The organism is Isoptericola maris (assembly GCF_048065335.1).
GTDB classification, from domain to species: domain Bacteria; phylum Actinomycetota; class Actinomycetes; order Actinomycetales; family Cellulomonadaceae; genus Isoptericola; species Isoptericola rhizosphaerae.
The window spans coordinates 198,770-216,447 of the sequence record NZ_JBLUNY010000003.1 but is presented as its reverse complement, the minus strand read 5'-3'; the positions used below and the strand labels follow the sequence as shown (position 1 = coordinate 216,447).

At 73.0% G+C, this 17,678-nt stretch carries 13 protein-coding genes; 8 read left to right on the top strand and 5 right to left on the bottom strand.

The window, feature by feature from the left end; genetic code table 11:
• Window positions 1–160: 160 nt before the first annotated feature.
• The gene (locus tag ACH5HR_RS07655) at window positions 161–2,941 is read left to right on the top strand and encodes a flippase-like domain-containing protein (RefSeq protein ID WP_416477182.1); all 2,781 of its coding nucleotides are present in this window, start codon (window positions 161–163) and stop codon (window positions 2,939–2,941) included.
• A 72-nt stretch (window positions 2,942–3,013) separates the two neighbouring features.
• Here ACH5HR_RS07655 and ACH5HR_RS07650 read toward each other — a convergent pair whose 3' ends face one another.
• Together ACH5HR_RS07650 and ACH5HR_RS07645 are read right to left on the bottom strand one after the other, a co-directional pair.
• A complete protein-coding gene (locus ACH5HR_RS07650; protein WP_106265333.1) occupies window positions 3,014–3,295 on the bottom strand; it encodes an HU family DNA-binding protein in 282 nt (93 codons plus the stop codon).
• 164 nt (window positions 3,296–3,459) lie between these two features.
• Window positions 3,460–4,221 carry a copper resistance protein CopC gene (locus tag ACH5HR_RS07645; protein WP_416477181.1) on the bottom strand — a complete coding sequence of 254 codons (762 nt, stop codon included), beginning with the start codon at window positions 4,219–4,221 and terminating at the stop codon, window positions 3,460–3,462.
• 69 nt (window positions 4,222–4,290) lie between these two features.
• On the opposite strand from ACH5HR_RS07645, the gene ACH5HR_RS07640 reads away from it, so the two are divergent.
• From ACH5HR_RS07640 to ACH5HR_RS07630, 3 genes are all read left to right on the top strand, one after another.
• Window positions 4,291–6,339, top strand: a complete 2,049-nt coding sequence (locus ACH5HR_RS07640; protein WP_416477180.1) for an NAD(+) synthase — start codon at window positions 4,291–4,293, stop codon at window positions 6,337–6,339.
• A gap of 24 nt (window positions 6,340–6,363) precedes the next feature.
• A complete protein-coding gene (locus tag ACH5HR_RS07635) occupies window positions 6,364–7,635 on the top strand; it encodes an amidohydrolase (RefSeq protein ID WP_416477179.1) in 1,272 nt (423 codons plus the stop codon).
• Window positions 7,636–7,697: 62 nt separating this feature from the next.
• Window positions 7,698–8,150 (top strand): hypothetical protein, encoded by a 453-nt coding sequence (locus tag ACH5HR_RS07630; RefSeq protein WP_416477178.1) that lies wholly within the window; start codon window positions 7,698–7,700, stop codon window positions 8,148–8,150.
• Window positions 8,151–8,197: 47 nt separating this feature from the next.
• On the opposite strand, the gene ACH5HR_RS07625 is transcribed toward ACH5HR_RS07630, so the two are convergent.
• Window positions 8,198–10,231: a penicillin-binding transpeptidase domain-containing protein gene (locus ACH5HR_RS07625; RefSeq protein ID WP_416477177.1), complete on the bottom strand. Its 2,034-nt coding sequence runs from the start codon at window positions 10,229–10,231 to the stop codon at window positions 8,198–8,200.
• A 177-nt stretch (window positions 10,232–10,408) separates the two neighbouring features.
• On the opposite strand from ACH5HR_RS07625, the gene ACH5HR_RS07620 reads away from it, so the two are divergent.
• The 3 genes from ACH5HR_RS07620 to ACH5HR_RS07610 are packed head-to-tail and all read left to right on the top strand — an operon-like array spanning window position 10,409 to window position 13,188.
• Entirely contained in the window at window positions 10,409–11,614 is a 1,206-nt protein-coding gene (locus ACH5HR_RS07620; protein WP_402376513.1) for an SPFH domain-containing protein, read from the top strand.
• A 12-nt stretch (window positions 11,615–11,626) separates the two neighbouring features.
• On the top strand, window positions 11,627–12,859 hold the full coding sequence (locus ACH5HR_RS07615) for a TFIIB-type zinc ribbon-containing protein (RefSeq protein WP_416477175.1): 1,233 nt from the start codon (window positions 11,627–11,629) through the stop codon (window positions 12,857–12,859).
• The gene (locus tag ACH5HR_RS07610) at window positions 12,856–13,188 is read left to right on the top strand and encodes a hypothetical protein (RefSeq protein WP_402376517.1); all 333 of its coding nucleotides are present in this window, start codon (window positions 12,856–12,858) and stop codon (window positions 13,186–13,188) included. Before ACH5HR_RS07615 ends, ACH5HR_RS07610 begins: the two co-directional genes overlap by 4 nt.
• Window positions 13,189–13,218: 30 nt before the next feature.
• On the opposite strand, the gene ACH5HR_RS07605 is transcribed toward ACH5HR_RS07610, so the two are convergent.
• Together ACH5HR_RS07605 and ACH5HR_RS07600 are read right to left on the bottom strand one after the other, a co-directional pair.
• Window positions 13,219–14,427 carry a MalY/PatB family protein gene (locus ACH5HR_RS07605; protein WP_416477173.1) on the bottom strand — a complete coding sequence of 403 codons (1,209 nt, stop codon included), beginning with the start codon at window positions 14,425–14,427 and terminating at the stop codon, window positions 13,219–13,221.
• Between the two features lie 38 nt (window positions 14,428–14,465).
• Window positions 14,466–15,158 carry a hypothetical protein gene (locus ACH5HR_RS07600; protein WP_416477172.1) on the bottom strand — a complete coding sequence of 231 codons (693 nt, stop codon included), beginning with the start codon at window positions 15,156–15,158 and terminating at the stop codon, window positions 14,466–14,468.
• A gap of 150 nt (window positions 15,159–15,308) precedes the next feature.
• Between ACH5HR_RS07600 and ACH5HR_RS07595 the strand changes: the two genes are divergently transcribed.
• Entirely contained in the window at window positions 15,309–17,648 is a 2,340-nt protein-coding gene (locus ACH5HR_RS07595; RefSeq protein WP_416477170.1) for a SpoIIE family protein phosphatase, read from the top strand.
• Window positions 17,649–17,678: the final 30 nt, after the last annotated feature.

Genomic DNA, 17,678 nt, shown 5'->3' with positions numbered 1-17,678 from the left:
ACGGAGTTGTCTAGCAGCCGCCTGTGTCGGGCAGGTCACGTCGGTGTGACGCCATACGACCCGCCCCGCAACGCTGCGGATGTTGTGCGCGGCACACTACCCCTCGGACACGGCATATTTCGACCAGCCCTCGGCGACCCGCCCACCTAGACTCGCGAGCATGTCCCGCGCGCGTGAGGAGGCCCCGACGGGGCCCGCTGCCCCGCGCTCCGTCGTGCACGAGGTCGGGTCCCTCGCCCCCGAGGAGGCCTCGAACCCCCCGACGGGCGCCTTGCGCGCGCTGTTCGTCGGCGGGGGCCCACCCGACCACGACGCCGGCCTGGTGCGCGTGGTCGACAACCCCGAGCAGCGCGTGCGCAACCCTTCCGACCTGCTCGGGCTGGTCCTCAGCGCGCTGGGCGTCACGCTGGTCCTGGTGCTGTCGGTGGTCGCGCACGGCACCACCGAGGGCGTCACCCAGGACGTGCGCGCGTTCAACACGCTCCTCGGCGAGCTGCTCTTCATCCCGGTCCAGCTCCTCGAAGGGCTCGTCACGCTGATCGTGCCGGTCGCGGCGCTGCTCGAGCTCGGCATGCGGCGGCTCGGGCGGCAGGTCGTCGAGTCGATCGTCGCCGCGGGCCTGGGTCTGGTCCTCGGCGTGCTGGCCATGCTGGCGCTCGCCTGGCTGGGCAGCGACGAGCTCGTCCGCACCCTGTCGGTGTTCCGCGACGGCGCCTGGACGATCACAATCCCGGGCTACGTGTCCGCCATCGCAGGGCTGCTGACGACCGCCGGGCCGCGCACCCGCCGTCGGACGGTGCGCTGGTCCTGGAACGTGCTCTACCTCGCGCTCGTCGTCGCGCTGATCACCGGGCAGGCCGCGCTGCCGGGCGTGCTCGTGGCACTGCTGCTCGGCCGGCTCGCCGGGCAGGCGGTCCAGTACGCCTCCGGGGTCCGCTCGGAGCGGGCCTACGGCGGCGAGCTCGTCACCGCCGTCCGGCACGCCGGCTTCCGGCCCACCGCGCTGGTCCGCGTCCGGGGCGTGTCCGCGCTGGTGGACGACGACGGCACGGACGGTCCCGGCACCGGCACGGGCAGCGCGCTGCCCGACGACACGGTCACCCACGTCGACGCCGCCGGTGAGGTCACCGGCCGCACCACCCTGCGGGCCATGATCCGCCACCGCGGCCGGGCCGGCGCTCGCGGCAGCCGGGGCGAGCAGGTGGACCAGCCGGACATCCCGTCGTCGGGCACCCTCGCGGACCCCGCCACCATGGCGCTGACCCGGGCCGGCGACACCCGCGTGTACGCGATGTTCACGCCTGACGGCGACCGGCGCGACGTCGTCGTCCTCGACGGGGACCGGCACGTGGTCGGGGTGCTGACACGGGCCTGGCGGGCGCTGCGGCTGCGCGGGCTCGAGGGGCGCGCGCAGGTGTCGCTCAAGGCGGTCGCCGAGCGCACCGCGCTCCTCACCTATGCCGCGACCGCGGCCGGCGTCCGCACTCCGCACCTGCTCGGCGTCGGCGAGGCCGCCGACTCGATCGTGCTGGTGAACGAGCACGCCGAGGGCGCCGTCTCGTGGCGGGACCTGCCCGACGACGCGCTCGACGGGGACGACGGGGACGAGATCCTCGCGGCCGCCTGGGAACAGCTGTGCCGCGCGCACGCCGCGGGACTGACGCACCACGCGCTGACGCAGGACGTGCTGCTCGTCGGGCGCGACGACGACGGCACCCCGCGGGTCTGGCTCACCGGCTGGGAGCAGGGCGAGATCGCCTCCACCACGCTCGGCCGGCGCCTCGACCTCACCCAGATGCTGGCGCTGCTCGCGCTCAAGGTCGGCCCGGACCGAGCGGTCGCGTCCGCGGTGCGGGCACTCCCCGATGCCGACGTGACCGCCGTCGGCCCGCTGCTGCAGTCCGTCGCGCTGCCCGCACCCACCCGGGTGGCCGTGCGCCAGCGCAAGGGCCTGCTCGACGCGCTGCGCGACGCGCTCGTGGAACGGCTCCCGCAGGTCGACGTCCAGCCGCAGAACATCACCCGGTTCGGCGCGCGCACCGTCATCATGCTGACCCTGTTCATCGTGGTGATCACCGCGCTGGTCACCACGATGAACCTGGACGAGATCACCGAGGCGGTGAGCCAGGCCAACCCGTGGTGGATCGTCGTGGCGTTCACGCTGGGGGCGATCACCTGGTTCGGGGCCGCGTTGACGTTCGTGGCGTTCTCGCCGAAGCGGCTGCCGGTGTGGCGCGCCACCCTGACGCAGATGGCCGGATCGTTCGTCGCGCTCGCGGCCCCCGCCGGGATCGGGCCCGCTGCGCTCAACCTGCGCATGCTGAACCGCCGCGGCGTCGCGATGCCGATGGCGGTCGCGACCGTGGCCCTGGTGCAGGCCTCGCAGTTCGTGGTGACGGTCCTGCTGCTCGTGGTGCTGTCGATCTTCACGGGCTCGGGCGGCCTCATCGAGCTGCCGTCCATCACCGTGCTGCTCGCGATCGCCGGCGTCGCCGCCGTCGTCATCGCGACGTTGCTGGTCCCGGCGGTGCGCCGCTGGGTGTGGGAGAAAACGCGCCCCACCCTCGAGCAGGTGTGGCCGCGACTGTCGCAGATGCTGGGCCAGCCCGGTCGGCTCGCGCTGGGGATCGGCGGCAACGTGATCATGTCGCTGGGGTACGTGCTCGCCTTCGACGCGTCCCTGACGGCGTTCGGGCAGTCGCTCCACCTCATCGACGTCGCGGTGATCTACCTGGTCGGCAACGCCCTCGGCGCGCTCGTCCCGACGCCCGGCGGCCTGGGCGGAGTCGAGGCCGCGCTCACCGCCGGCCTCACCGCCGCCGGCATCCCGGCGTCGATCGCGCTGTCCACCACGATCCTGTTCCGGCTCGTCACCTACTGGGGCCGGGTGCCTTTCGGCTGGCTCGCCATGCGCTTCCTGGAGCGCAAGGGCGACCTGTGACGCGCGAGGGCCCGCCGTCCGCGGCAGAGCGGACGGCGGGCCCTCGAGGTGCTGACCGAGGTCAGCGGGACGTCACTTGGCGACGGCCTTCTTCAGCAGCGAACCGGCGCTGATCTTGACGCCGTAGCCCGCGGGGATCTGGATCTCCTCGCCCGTGCGGGGGTTGCGGCCGGTGCGGGCGGCACGCTCGACGCGCTCCACCGACAGCAGACCGGTGACCTTGACGGCCTCACCCTTGCCGAGCGACTCGATGAGCACCTCCTGGAGGGCGTTGAGCGCAGCCTCGGCGTCCGACTTGGTCAGGTCGGCCTTGGCGGCGATGGCCGAGGCGAGCTCGGACTTGTTCAGCGACATGTGAATCCCCTTCTCCGGATCACGACGTACGAGACCCGCACGTCGTCACGTTCTCGGTCGGTCCGGCGCGAACCGGTGGACCGGGAACACACTAAGGAACATCCGCACGTTCCTGCGACTTTTGCGCCCTTCGGCGTGGCTCGCAGGCCGCACGGACGGCTGGTTCAGACCTGCGGACCGTCCCGCGGGCCGGGCTCGACGGACTCGTGCAGCCGTCGGCGCGACCGGGTGACGAGCACGGCCGCCGTACCGATCAGGACCACCAGGACGGCACCGTAGACGAGCGGCATCGCGCTGCCCGAGCCGGCCTCGTCGGCGGCCGCGTCCGCCCCGCCTGCCACCGGCTCCGACACCTCGGGGGTGGGCTCGGCAGTGGGCTCGGCCACCGGCTCGTCGGCGGGCTCGTCGGCGGGCTCGTCGCTCGGCTCGTCGGCGGGCTCGGCCGGCGCCGCGACGGTGTAGGAGAACTCGCCCTCGATGGGGTGGCCGTCCGCGGAGACGACGCGCCACTGCACCACGTGCTCGCCGCCCTCGTCGGACGGGTCGAACGTCGCGGTGACGGTCTCGCCGTCGACGGCGACCTCCGCGTCGACCTCGCCCGACGGCGTGCTGACGCGCACCTGGGTGCCGTCCGGGATGATCACGGCGCTGTAGGTCAGCGTGAGGGTGTCGACCGGCGCGTCGAGCTCGTCGCCGTCCGCCGGGTCCGACGACACCAGGCGGTCGTGCGCGCTCGCCGGTGAAGCCGCCAGGATGCCCACCGCCGCGCCCCCGACCGCCGTCAGCAGCATCGCGAGGGCCACGATCGCCGCGACGACGCGGCCACGGTTCTTGCGCACCGGCGTCCAGGCGGGCCCGGAGTCGTTCGACGAGCGTGGGCCGGAGGGTCGAGGAGCGGGGTCGGAGCCCGCTGGTTTCTGCGCCACGGTGCGACCATATCCGGGCCGCGCCGCCCCCGGCGAACACGGAGGCACGACGTCGGGCACACTCGGAGGGTGGACTTCCGCAACGCCTACGCCCACGGCTTCGCCCGTGTCGCCGCCTGCACCGTGCCCGTGACGGTCGCCGACCCCGCCGCCAACGCGGCCGTGATCCTCGCCGAGGCGCGGGCCTGCCACGACGAGGGTGTCGCCGTGGCGGTCTTCCCGGAGCTGTCGGTGTCGGGCTACGCGCTGGACGACCTCCACCTGGCCGACACGCTGCTGGAGGCCGTGGCCGACGCGCTGGCACTGATCGTCGCCGCGAGCGCCGACCTGCGCCCGCTGCTCGTGGTGGGCGCGCCGGTGGAGGTCGACGGGCGCGTGCTGAACTGCGCCGTCGTCGTCCAGGGCGGCCGGGTGCTCGGCGTCGCGCCCAAGTCGTACCTGCCCACCTACCGCGAGTTCTACGAGTCGCGGTGGTTCGCGGCCGGGGCGGACCACCGCGGCGGCACCGTGCGGCTGCCGTTCGCCGACGACGACGTCCCGTTCGGCCCGGACCTGCTGTTCCGCGCCGCGGACGTCGCCGGCCTGACGGTGCACGTCGAGGTGTGCGAGGACATGTGGGTGCCCGTGCCGCCGTCCGCCGAGGCGGCCCTGGCCGGCGCCACGGTCCTGCTCAACCTGTCCGCCAGCCCCATCACGATCGCCCGCGCCGAGGACCGGCGGCTCATGGTCCGCTCGGCGTCGTCGCGCTGCCTGGCCGCGTACGTGTACGCCGCCGCGGCGCAGGGCGAGTCCACCACGGACCTGTCGTGGGACGGGCAGACGATGGTCTACGAGGCCGGCGACCTGCTGGCCGAGACCGAACGGTTCCCGGACGGGCCGCGGCGCGCCGTCGCGGACGTCGACCTCGACCGGCTGCGCCAGGACCGCCTGCGGCAGGGGACGTTCGACGACAACCGGCGAGGCCTGGGCGAGCGCGTCCAGGGCTTCCGCACCGTCGAGTGGGAGGTGGGTCCGCCGTCGGGCGACCTGGGCCTGCGGCGCAAGGTGGACCGTTTCCCGTTCGTGCCCGACGACGCCGCGCGCCTCGCGCTCGACTGCTACGAGGCGTACAACATCCAGGTCACGGGACTGGAGAAGCGGTTGCAGGCCATCGGGCGGCCGAAGGTGATCGTCGGCGTCTCCGGCGGCCTGGACTCCACGCACGCCCTCGTCGTCGCCGCCAGGGCGATGGACCGGCTGGGCCGGCCCCGCACCGACGTGCACGCGATCACGATGCCGGGGTTCGCGACGTCGTCCGCGACGAAGGACCGCGCGACCCGGCTGGCACGCTCCCTCGGCGTGGGGTTCGAGGAGCTGGACATCCGGCCCGCGGCGACGCAGATGCTGCGCGACCTCGGCCACCCGGCGGGCGACGGCGAGCCGGTATACGACGTGACGTTCGAGAACGTCCAGGCCGGGCTGCGCACCGACTACCTGTTCCGGATCGCGAACCACCGCGGCGGGATCGTGCTGGGCACGGGTGACCTGTCCGAGCTGGCGCTCGGCTGGTGCACGTACGGCGTGGGCGACCAGATGTCGCACTACGCGGTGAACACCGGGGTGCCGAAGACGCTGATCCAGCACCTCATCCGCTGGGTGGCCGACTCCGGCGACTTCCCCGCCGAGGTGGGTGACGTGCTGCGCGAGGTCGTGGTGCAGGAGATCAGCCCCGAGCTGGTCCCGGTCGGTGAGGGCGAGACGCCGCAGTCCACCGAGGCGATGGTGGGACCGTACGCGCTGCAGGACCTCACGCTGTACTGGACGCTGCGGCACGGCCTGCGACCGTCCAAGATCGCGTTCCTGGCCTGGCACGCGTGGCGCGACGCGTCCGTCGGCGACTGGCCGCCGAACTACCCGCACGACGAGCGCTCCGCCTACGACCTCGCGGACATCCGGAGGTGGATGCTCGTGTTCTTCCGGCGGTTCTTCGCCTCGCAGTTCAAGCGCACCGCCCTGCCGAACGGACCGAAGGTCTCCCCGGGCGGCACGATGTCACCGCGCGGGGACTGGCGGATGCCCTCGGACGCGTCGCCCGCGGCATGGCTGCGCGAGATCGAGGAGAACGTCCCCGAGGCGTGAGCCCGGAGCGGGCAGGATGGGGCGATGACCTCCACCACACGGCCCGGCTCCCCGGGCACCACCCGCAGCTCCGTCGCCCTCACCAACGCCTACGTGGTCCCGGTGGTCGGCGACCCGGTCGACGGCGGCACCGTGCTCGTCACCGACGGCACCATCACCGCCGTCGGCGCGGACGTCACCGTGCCCGACGGCGTGCGCACCCTCGACGTGGGCGGCCGCTGGGTGCTGCCCGGGTTCGTCGAGTCGCACGGCCACCTCGGCGTGCACGAGGAGTCCGAGGGCTGGGCCGGCGACGACACCAACGAGATGACCCACCCCGACGGTGCCGCGCTGCGTGCCCTCGACGCGATCAACATCGAGGACGAGGGATTCCGTGACGCGCTCGGGGGCGGGGTGACGTCCGTGGTCGTCAAGCCCGGCTCCGGCAACCCCATCGGTGGGCAGACCGTCGCGATCAAGACGTGGGGCGGGCGCACCGTCGACGAGCAGCTCCTCGCCGAGGCCGTCTCGGTGAAGTCCGCCCTCGGCGAGAACCCCAAGCGCGTGTACGGCGACCAGAAGAAGCTCCCGTCCACCCGGCTCGGGGTCGCCGCCGTCATCCGCCAGGCCTTCGTCGCGGCGCAGCACTATGCCGCCGCCCGCACCGCCGCCGAGACCAAGGGGGAACCGTTCGCCCGCGACCTCGCGAAGGAGGCGCTGGCCCGCGTGCTCGACGGCGAGCTCGTCTGGGACCAGCACGTGCACCGTGCCGACGACATCGCGACCGCCCTGCGGCTCGCCGACGAGTTCGGCTACCGCCTGGTCATCAATCACGGCACGGACGGCGCCGCGGTCGCCGACGTCCTGGCCGAGCGGGACGTCCCCGTCATCTTCGGCCCGATGTTCACCACGCGCACCAAGGTCGAGCTGCGCAACCGGGCGATCGCCGGCCTCGCCCGGCTGGCGGAGGCCGGCGTGCGGGTCGCCATCACCACGGACCACCCGGTGGTCCCGATCAACTTCCTGGTGCACCAGGCCTCGCTGGCCGTCAAGGAGGGGCTCGACCGGCAGGTGGCGCTCGAGGCGCTCACCGTCAACCCGGCGGCGTTCCTCGGCCTGGACGAGCGCGTCGGGTCGCTGCGCCCCGGCCTGGACGGCGACGTCGTCGTCTGGTCCGGCGATCCCCTGGACGTGACGTCCCGCGCCGAGCACGTCTTCGTGACCGGCACGGAGGTCTACACCTGGGACGCGGCGGCCGACGGCGGGAGGGGCGCGGGGCAGGTCGTCGAACGTGGCGCGCGGTTCGCCACGACGTGACCCTCGGCACAGTCGGGCACCGATTGTTGCCTGCCGGGGGTCCCGCGTAGTCGAATCCCTCCATGCGCTCACTCGCCGCCGCCGCCGCGGCCGTCGCTGCCGCCCTGCTGCTCTCCTCGTGCGCCGGGCTGGCCGCCGACGGACCGGTCGCCGAGAACTCCCCCAGCGCGGAGGTCGCCGCGGAAGCCGCCGCGGGGCCCGAGAGCGTCGACCCTCTGACCACGTGCCGCAGCTTCTACGTCGGCGGCAAGCTGTCGATCAGCAAGCGCATCAAGCGGTGGGGCTCGGAGGTCGCCTACCCGGCGACCGCCGAGAACACCGTGGAGCTCACCACCATCCACGACCGCCTGGGCGGCCAGATCAGCGATGCCGAGCCCGGGCCGGCCATGCTCCTGAAGAGCGTCCAGAAGCCGTTCGGCGTCTCGCTCGACGGTGGGTCGGCGGACCCGGCGGACGTGGTCGAGGCCACCGAGGTCGTCGAGCGGATGTGCGTCGACGCCGGCTACCGGCCGTGAGCCCCTCGGGCGTCTGACCCGCGGGTCCGGGTGCGTGCGGGTGCGGGTCAGCGACCCTCGAGGAACTCCACCATCAGCGGCCCCGCCGTCGTCGACCCGTACTCGCCGTCCTCCACGAACACCGCCACCGCGAGGTCGTCCGCGACCGCCAGCATCCACACGTGCTGGCGCGACCCGTCGCCGTACTGCGCCGTACCGGTCTTGGCCCCCACGACGTCCTCGATGTCGGCCAGCACCGACGCGCTGCCGTCCGTGACCACGCCACCCATGAGCTCGAGCAGGTCGGCCGCCTCCGCCTCGGTCAGCCCGTCGCCCGCCGGCGCCTCCTCCTCGGACGTCTCCTCGGCGGCCTCCTCCGACGCCGTCGGCTCCCCGTCCGTGTCGACCTCGGCGCCGTCGGCGCCCGTCACCGACCGGACGATCCTCGGCTCGACCCGCTCCCCCGCGGCGACGCTCGCCGCCACGGTCGCCATGCCCAGCGGCGAGGCCAGCACCTTGCCCTGCCCGATGGCGGACTCCGCGTGCCCCGTCTGCGACGCCTCGTCCGGCACCGCACCGGTGAACACCGGCGCCTGGTCGAACCTCGTCGACGTGCCGAGACCCAGGTCCGCGCCCGCGGTCGCGAGATCGGCCTGGGACACCGCGTCGGCCGACCCGATGAAGGCCGTGTTGCAGGAGTGCGCGAACGCCGTCGCGAAGGGGACCTTGCCCGAGGCCGACGACGGGTAGCCCGGCACGTTCGAGTAGGTGCGGCCGTCCACGGTGATCTCCTCCGGGCACCGCACGGAGTCCGCCGGAGAGGTGCCGTTGCGCAGCAGCGCGAGCGCCGTGGCCACCTTGAACGTGGAGCCCGGCGGGTACTGGCCGAGCGTCGCCGTCGACCACCCCTCGCTGCCCGGGCCGCTCGCCGCCGCGAGCACGTCACCGGTGGAGGGCCGTATCGCGACGATCGCGCTGGCCGGCTCGACGCCGTTCAGGGTGCTCTCCGCGAGCATCTGCAGGTCGGGGTCGAGCGTGGTTGCGACGTCGGCGCCGTCGGTGGGCTCGACCCGGAAGAGCTCGCGCGGCTCCTCGCCGTCCTCGGCGTCGCCCTCCGACGGCACGATGTTCACGGCCAGCCCACGGGTCCCGCGGAGCTGCTCGTCGTAGTGCCGCTGCAGCCCGGACAGCCCGACGACGTCGCCCGCGGCGATCGCGCCGTCGGACTCCTCGATGATCTCGGCCGTCGCCTCCCCGGACCGTCCGAGGAGCGGCAGGGCGAACGTCGACGTGGGCCCGAGCTCCATCGTGTCCGCGACGACGTTGACGCCGTCGATGTCCCGGGCGTCCGCCACCGAGAAGTCGATGCCCGGATCCTCCTGGCGGACCGTGATCGCCTCGACGAACGCCTTGTCGCCCGCGGCCTCCACGCGCGCGACGTAGTCGTCCGGCTCCCTCCAGATCAGCTCGCCGAGCCGGCGGGCCTGCGTCGCCAGCTCGCCGTTCTCGAGACGCGTCTTGTCGATGCCGACCCGCCAGACGTCCCGCTCGGTCACGAGCGGCTCGTCGTCGATGTCGAGGACGTCCCCGCGCCCGGCCGGCACCTCCTCGACCGCGATCCGCTCACCCGCTCCCAGTCCCGGCACCACGAGGTCGGTGTCCCACTGCGTCTGCCAGGTGCCCGGTCCCTCGGATCCCTCCGGCGGCGCGGCCCAGACCAGCTCCGTCGTGGTCGTGTACTCCCAGGTCCGGTCACCGTCGAGCGGCCAGGACCAGGCGAGCGTGACCTCCGCGGTGGGCGGGGCGTCGTCGGAGTCCTCGGCCACCTCGGTGACCTCCGCGACCGTCACGGCGGGTTCGCCGCCGGCCGCCTCGGCGACCTCGACGAGCGGCTCCGTCACCTCGAGCAGGTGCGCCTGCGGGTCTGCCGACGTGTCCGTCGCGAGCGGCACGTCCGTCAGGTCGAGCCCGGCGAGCGCCGTGGCGAGCGTGCCGGCCGCGTCGGACGCCGGTGGTCGGTCCGCGCCGGTACAGGCCGCCAGCGCGATCACGACGGCAGGAGTCAGGAGGGCGGTCACGGTGATCGATGTCCGACGGCGCACGCACGGAGAGTAGCGCGGCACGGCGGTGCGGGGCGGATCGTGCCGACGGGCGGGTCGTGACGTCCCGGGTGAAATGTGCCGGATTCCGGCGCGTCCGAACACCGGGCGACCGAGGGACGATACGGTCGTCGGTGGCCAGTGCCGGAGCACGACAGCGGAACGACATCGAGGACACGCATGGGATTCATCAAGGCCTTCGCCGGCGCTCTCGGCGGCACGTTCGCCGACCAGTGGAAGGACTTCCTGGTCCCGCCGCGCGGCCTGGCGCCGACAGCGGCCATCTTCCCCGCCGTCGCCCAGGGCCGTAACGCCGGGCGCGGATCCAACACCCAGGCCTCCGAGCACATCATCACCAACGGTTCGCGCATCGTCGTGCCCGAGGGCTACGCGCTCGTGACGTTCCAGGACGGCGGCCTCACCGGGTTCGTCGGTGAGCCGGGCGGGTACGTCTACACGTCCGAGGACCAGAACTCCGCCTCGGTGTTCGCCGGGGACGGCCTGCTCTCCTCGACGGTGAAGACCTCGTGGGAGCGTTTCAAGTTCGGCGGGCAGCCCGGGTCGCAGCAGCTCGCGTTCTACGTGAACCTCAAGGAGATCCCGAACAACCGGTTCGGCACCCAGTCCGAGATCTACTGGGACGACGCCTACCTGCGGGCCCAGGTCGGAGCGATCACCCGTGGCAGCTACACGCTGCGGATCGTGGACCCGATCCTGCTCATCAAGAACTTCGTGCCGCTGACCTACCTGGGCCACGACGCCAAGGTCTTCGACTTCAGCGACCTGGACAACGACGCCGCCAGCCAGCTCTTCAACGAGCTCGTCGGATCGTTGGCCGCGGCGTTCTCGCACTACACGAACGACCCCGGCAAGGGGAACCGCATCGCGCGCATCCAGGGCGACGCGGTCGGCTTCGCGCAGTCGCTGAGCCACGCCGTCGAGGAGGGCTACAGCTGGACCTCCGACCGCGGGCTGAGCATCGTCAAGGTCGCGCTGCAGGCGATCGAGTACGACGAGGACACGCGCAAGCTGCTCTCCGACGTCAAGAAGGCCGACGCCCTGGGCGGCGCACGGGGCAACTCGTTCATGCAGCAGGCCGCCGCCCGCGGGTTCCAGGCCGCCGGGGAAAACCCGGACGGCGGGGCGGCCGGCATGGCCTTCCTCGGCATGGGCATGAACGCCGCGGGAGGCGCCATGGGCGGTCTCCAGCAGCCGACCGAACCGGGCTTCCAGCAGCCGAGCGCGCAGCAGGCTCCGCCGGCGCCCCCCGCGCCGCCCACGGAGGACCCGATGGCGCAGCTCACCAAGTTCAAGGAGATGCTCGACGCAGGCCTCATCACCCAGGAGGACTACGACGCGGCCAAGAAGAAGGCGCTCGGTCTCTGACGGATGGCGGACATGACCGAACCCGCGACGGAGCGGCGGGACGAGAGCGACGACCGGCAGGCGGACGGTACCCCGCAGGTCCTGCGGACCGACGCTGACGCGGCCTCCGGGCTCAGCAAGTGCCCACGGTGCGGGGCGACCCAGATCGCCCTCAACATCGGCTCGGGGATGCTGCGCTGCAGCTTCTGCCGGGACGAGTGGTCGACGCCCAACGCGAACGAGGCGTTCGCCCTCGACCAGGGCGTCGACCAGCTCACGGGCGTCACCATGGGCTCCGGCTCGGCGGACATCGTGCCGTCCGCCGAGGTGGTGCTGACGTTCAAGTGCGGCGCGTGCGGTGCGGAGATCGTCATCGACACAGCGAGCGGCACCCAGGCGCGCTGCCACTGGTGCCGCAACAAGCTGTCGATGAACGAGCAGGTGCCCAACGGCGCCGTGCCGGACATGGTGCTGCCCTTCAGCCTGCCGAAGGAGCGCGCCGTCGAGCAGATCGCACAGTTCGTGCGCAAGCGGCGGTTCTTCGCGCACCCGCGGTTCCGTGAGGAGTTCAACCCGGAGAACGTGCTGGGCGCCTACCTGCCGTACATGGTCGTGGACGTCAACGCCCACGCGTCGTTCACCGGCCAGGGCGAGCACCAGACCCGTCGCTACTCCGTGAAGGTGAGCGACGACCGCTCCGAGACGCGCTACGACGCCGACCTGTACGACGTCGGCCGGGACTTCGACGTCGAGATCCACGACCTCGCCGTCGTCTCGTCGCGGGAGCGCCTCGACCAGCGGTCCAGCACCTCGAACAACGTCATCAACGCGATCCGGCCGTTCGACCTCGAGAACGCGGTGACCTACGACTCGAACTACCTCGCGGGGTTCACCTCGGAGCGTCGCGACACCAACGTCGCCGACCTGGCGCCGATCGTGGACGCGCAGTCGACGGACGTCGCCCGGCACGCCGCCCACAGCACCCTCGGCTTCTACGACCGCGGCGTGCGGTGGGACCACGAGCAGCTCACCGTGAAGGGTCAGCGCTGGGTGTCGGCCTACCTGCCGGTCTGGCTCTACAGCTATCACCAGGAGAAGAAGGACGGCCGGTCGATGGTGCACTACGTCGCGGTCAACGGCCGCACCGGCTCCGTGATGGGCAGCGTGCCGATCAACTATCCGCGCCTGCTCCTGACGTCCGCGGCGGTCGAGGTCGCCGGGATCGTGGTCGGCACGATCATCCTCGCGCTGGGGGCGATCCTGTGACCCGCCTCGCCGAGGTGACGGTCCTCGCCTCCACCGACTCCGGCGACTGGTCGAGCGTCGGCCTGCTGTTCTTCGCCGCCGGCTTCGTGTTCTACGCCGTCATGTACCTGCGGTACCGCAACACCGACAAGCGCTACCAGCACGAGTCGCGCACGCGGACCGTCACGAACGACATGCGGGCCCGCGACGAGAAGGTCCGGTCGCTCAAGGGCTTGAAGAACTCGCGGATGCGGGGGGCGAACCACCGGTCGGTGAAGGGCGCGCTGAACTCCGGGGGCGGCGCGGCGAAGCTGATGTCCGCGCTCGGCCGGCACGGCACGGGCAGGTAGATCGCTCGGGTCCGGTACTACCTCGCCGTACTACCTCGGGGTGAGGGCGGGGGCGAGGCGGCTCACGGCCTCGGTGAGCGTCTCAGCCGACGCCGCCAGGTTCAGCCGCAGCATGCCCTCGCCCCCGGAACCGAAGTGCCGGCCGTCCCCGAGAGCCACCCGCGCGGTGCGCAGCACGTGGTGGTGCGGGTCGGCGCCCTCGGGCACCGCGTCCCGCACGTCCAGCCACATCAGGTAGGTGCCGTCCGCCGGCCGGACCTGCACCGCCGGCGCCTGCTCGGCCAGCAGCCCCGTCACCAGCTCCCGGTTGCGCACGATCCCCGCCCGCAGCGCGTCGAGCCATTCGTCACCGTCGGTGTACGCCGCGGCGTGCGCGATCACCGCGAGGTGGTTGACGGCGTGCCCGGCGATCTCGGGGATGCGCCGCAGGTCGTCCGCCGCCGCGGTGCCGCCCACCGCTGTCGCGGCCCGCAGCCCCGCGAGGTTGAAAGCCTTCGACGCCGAGTGCACGGCGATCGCCCTCTCGCTCCCCGCGACGGAGAGCAGCGGCGTGAAAGGTGCGGCGCCGTCGACCAGGTCGGCGAAGGTGAAGGGTGCGTGGATCTCGTCGGCCACGACCCGGACGCCGTACCGGTCTGCGAGCGTCAGCACCGCCTCGAGCTCGGCGCGCGTGTGCACGGTGCCGGTCGGGTTGTGCGGGTTGCACAGCAGCAGCACTGCCCGGCGGCCCGAACCGGGTCGACCGTTCGACGGGTCGTGCCCCGAGTATCCGGTGGCCACCTTGAACGCGGCCTCCAGCGTGCCGAGGTCGAGCCGACCGGCGGCGTCGAGCGGCGCCTCCACGACCTGGCGTCCCTCATGGCGGCTGTACGCGTAGAACGGCTGGTAGACGGGCGGGGTCACCACGACGGCGTCACCCGGTGCGGTGAGCACGCGCAGGATCTCGACGACGGCGACCATGACGTCGGGCAGCGTGCGGCTGGTGTGCTCGTCGGGCGTCCAGCCCCAGCGCCGGTCGGCGAACGGCGCGAGCGCTTTGGCGTAGCCGGTGCCGACGTCGTAGCCGGTGTCACCGAGCTCGAGGGCGCGCCGCACCGCCTCGACGAGGAACGGCGGCTGCGGCACGTCCATCTCCGCGACGAAGAGCGGCAGCACGTCGTCGGGATAGGCGCGCCACTTGACCGAGGTGCGACGGCGCAGGTCCGTCAGGGAGAGCTGGTCCAGGGGGTTCGCGGTCACCCCCTCGGTCTACCAGACGTCCCGACGTCGCGTGGCCCTCAGACCTCGGCGGGCCGCACGACGTCGACCCACTGCTCCGCCCGCAGCTCCTCCGAACGCTCGTCGAGACCCGACCAGCGCCGGGCGTCCTCGATGGTCGCCTGGAGGAGGTCACGCAGCCGCGCGTCGGCGTCGGGCACGTACGCCTCGCTGATGCCCTGGACCGCCGTCGACACGACCGACGGTGCGGCGTCGCGCACGAACCGCTTCGGCTTGACGTGGGTCCCCGCGCAGAAGCGGCGAGCCCACTCGGCCGTCTTCGGCGCACTGGCCAGCGCGGCCAGGCTCTCGGGCGACAGCGTCCCCTCCGGCCGGCCGTCCAGCGTGTCGAGCATGCGCTCGGCACCGAAGATCGCCACGGCCAGGGTCTGCTGACGGTCGGCGGGAGCCACTGGCAGCGCCGTCCGAGCGGATCGCAGCGCGATGCGCACGTCCCAGTGCGGGTCGTCGCTCGTCAGGCCGATGACCGACGGGATCATGGCCGACAGCCGCGGCCGTGCCTGGTCCGAGGTCAGGTCGTTCACCGCTCGTGCCAGCATCGCCAGGAGCGGATGCGTGCACTGCGGATGGTCGCTCCAGCGCTCCCCGGCGAGGAACGACGCGAGCTCCATGAAGCACGCGCCCTTCTTCGGGTTGCGGTGCTTGCCACGGCCCAGCATGGGCAAGGCGTCGAACGTTCCAGCGGTTCCCACCACGAGTCCACCCCCGTATCGGTTCCTGCTCCCAGTGTGCGCGCGGTGTGACGTAGGTCGCAACGGGTAGCCGGGACGACTTGGGCGGCCACGACCCGGCGAGGTCCCGCGATAGCACGAGAAAGCGCCGACACACGCCATACTGGGTCCGTGCCCGAGGCCAAGGTCCTGGGTTCGCTGCTCCGTGGCGCACCGGACGAGTCCATCGCCGACGAGGTGTTCGACCGCATCGTGCGGCTCGTCCACCGGAACCTCGGCGTGCCCGCAGCCGTCTTCGTCGTCCTCTCCGACGGCATGCAGGTGCTGCCGGGTGCGGTCGGCATGCCGCCGGCGCTGCAGCGCGACCGGACCATCAACGTCGCCGACCCCACGACCGCCCTCGTCGTCGCCGCCAGGGCACCGCTCGTCGTGGACGACACCCGGGCCGACGACCGCTTCGCCCACCGGTACATCTCACGGGAGATGGGCACGCGCGCGGTCGCCGGCTTCCCCGTCGAAGACGTCCGCGGCAGGATCGTCGGCGCCCTCTGGGCCCTGGACACCGAGGTGCGGCACTGGACCTCCGACGACCTCGCCACCCTCGGTGACCTGGCGGCGTCGTGCTCGGGCGAGCTGCGGCTCCGGGCGGAGCGCGAACGTGCCCGGCGCGCCGAGCAGGTCGCGTTCCGTGCCCACCAGCGTGCACAGTTCCTGCTCGGCCTCTCGGAGCAGTTCGCCGGCGTGACCACGCTGGAGGAGGTCGAGGAGACCATCGCCCAGGTGGTGGGGACGGGCATGGGTGCGCGCTGGTGCTCGCTCGCCCTCGTCGACGCCGACCGCCGGCACCTGCGCTACGTGACGGTCGGCCACCAGGAGCCCGGGTTCCCCGACACCATGCGCTCGACCCGCCTCGACGCGGCCCGGCCGGACACCGCCGTCGTGCGCGAGCGCCGGACCCTCTTCTACCGCGACCAGCAGGAGATGGGCGAGGCCTACCCCGCCATGGTCGACGTCGGCCTGATGACCACCGGTGCCCGGTCGTTCCTGCCGGTCGTCGCGGACGACGACGTCATCGGCGTCGTCGTCTGCGTGTGGGAGGAGGCGCGCGAGCACGACGCCGGGACCGCCGCGCTGGAGACCACGCTCAGCCGGTACGTCGCGATGTCCCTCGAGCGCGTCGCGCTGCTGGAGGCCCGACGGCGGGTCGCGACGACGCTGCAGGAGTCGCTGCTCTCCGACGCGCCCGAGGTCGCCCATCTGGACATCGCCACGACGTACGCGCCTGCCGCCCGCACCGACCAGGTGGGCGGCGACTGGTACGACGCCGTCGTGCGGGACGACCGCACCGCGGTGCTGACCATCGGCGACGTCACCGGGCACGACGTGAGCGCCGCCGCCCAGATGGGCCAGCTCCGGTCGATGCTGCGCGCGCTCGCCTGGAGCCACGACGAGTCCCCGGCGGCGCTGCTCACCCGCCTCGACCAGGCGAACGCCATCCTGGGGCCGCACGCGCTGGCGACCGCCATCGTCGTGCGGCTCGACCACGACGAGCACCCGCAGGGCGACACGGGGCCGGACGGCACCCCCGAACGCGGGTACACCCTCACCTGGTCCGACGCCGGCCACCCGCACCCGCTGGTGCTGCGCCGTGACGGGACGGTCGAGCAGCTCGACGCCCGCACCGACATGCTGCTCGGCGTCGACCCGAGCACGGAGCGGCTCGACCACGTCACACGGCTCCTGCCCGGGGACACGCTCCTGCTGTACACCGACGGGCTCGTCGAACGCCGCGGCGTCATGATCACCGACCGCATGCACGACCTGCGCGAGGCGCTCGCCGACGTGCACGGCGAGGCGACGGCGGCGCTCCCGCGGGCGTTGGTCCGGCGGCTCGTGGGCCGCGCCCAGCGTGACGACGTCGCGGTGCTGGCGGCCCGCGCCCGCGTCCCCGCACCGTCCGGACCGCCCGGCGAGGACGGACCCGCCACCGCCGAGCGCAAGGTCGCCGAGATCCTCAGCGACCTCGGCCCCGCCCGGCGGTGGGTCGACGACGTGCTCGAGTCGTGCGACGTGGACGCCGAGCAGCGGCGCACGGCGATGCTGCTGGCCAGCGAGATCCTCACCAACGCGCTGGAGCACGGACGGGGCCCGATCGTGGCGACCGTCGAGGTCGACGACCGCCGGCTGCGGGTGGGTGTGCGCGACGGCTGCACGCGCCCGCCCGTCCTGCGCGCGCCGGAGCCGCAGGACCTCTCCGGGCGAGGGGTGCAGTTCCTGGAGCGGCTCGCGTCCCGGTGGGGCGTCCAGCAGCACCAGGAGGGCGACGTCGTCGGGCGGCACGCCGCCGTCGGCGCCGGCAAGACCGTGTGGTTCGAGATCGACCGTACGGCCCGCCCGCTGAGCGGCAACGTGCCGGTGGTGCGGCGGTCCTCGCCGGCCACCAGCTCGGTGCCGCTCGTGGAGCGGGTGCTGCCCTGGACGCGGGACGAGGCGCGCCGTCGTCGGACCTAGCCGTTCGGTGCGCGCCCCTCGCGGGTGTCG

Excerpts from the sequence above, each read along its gene's own strand:
- ACH5HR_RS07655 (WP_416477182.1), top strand. The coding sequence starts at position 161 with ATGTCCCGCGCGCGTGAGGAGGCCCCGACGGGGCCCGCTGCCCCGCGC.
- ACH5HR_RS07650 (WP_106265333.1), bottom strand. The coding sequence starts at position 3,295 with ATGTCGCTGAACAAGTCCGAGCTCGCCTCGGCCATCGCCGCCAAGGCC.
- ACH5HR_RS07635 (WP_416477179.1), top strand. The coding sequence starts at position 6,364 with ATGACCTCCACCACACGGCCCGGCTCCCCGGGCACCACCCGCAGCTCC.
- ACH5HR_RS07630 (WP_416477178.1), top strand. The coding sequence starts at position 7,698 with ATGCGCTCACTCGCCGCCGCCGCCGCGGCCGTCGCTGCCGCCCTGCTG.
- ACH5HR_RS07620 (WP_402376513.1), top strand. The coding sequence starts at position 10,409 with ATGGGATTCATCAAGGCCTTCGCCGGCGCTCTCGGCGGCACGTTCGCC.
- ACH5HR_RS07615 (WP_416477175.1), top strand. The coding sequence starts at position 11,627 with ATGACCGAACCCGCGACGGAGCGGCGGGACGAGAGCGACGACCGGCAG.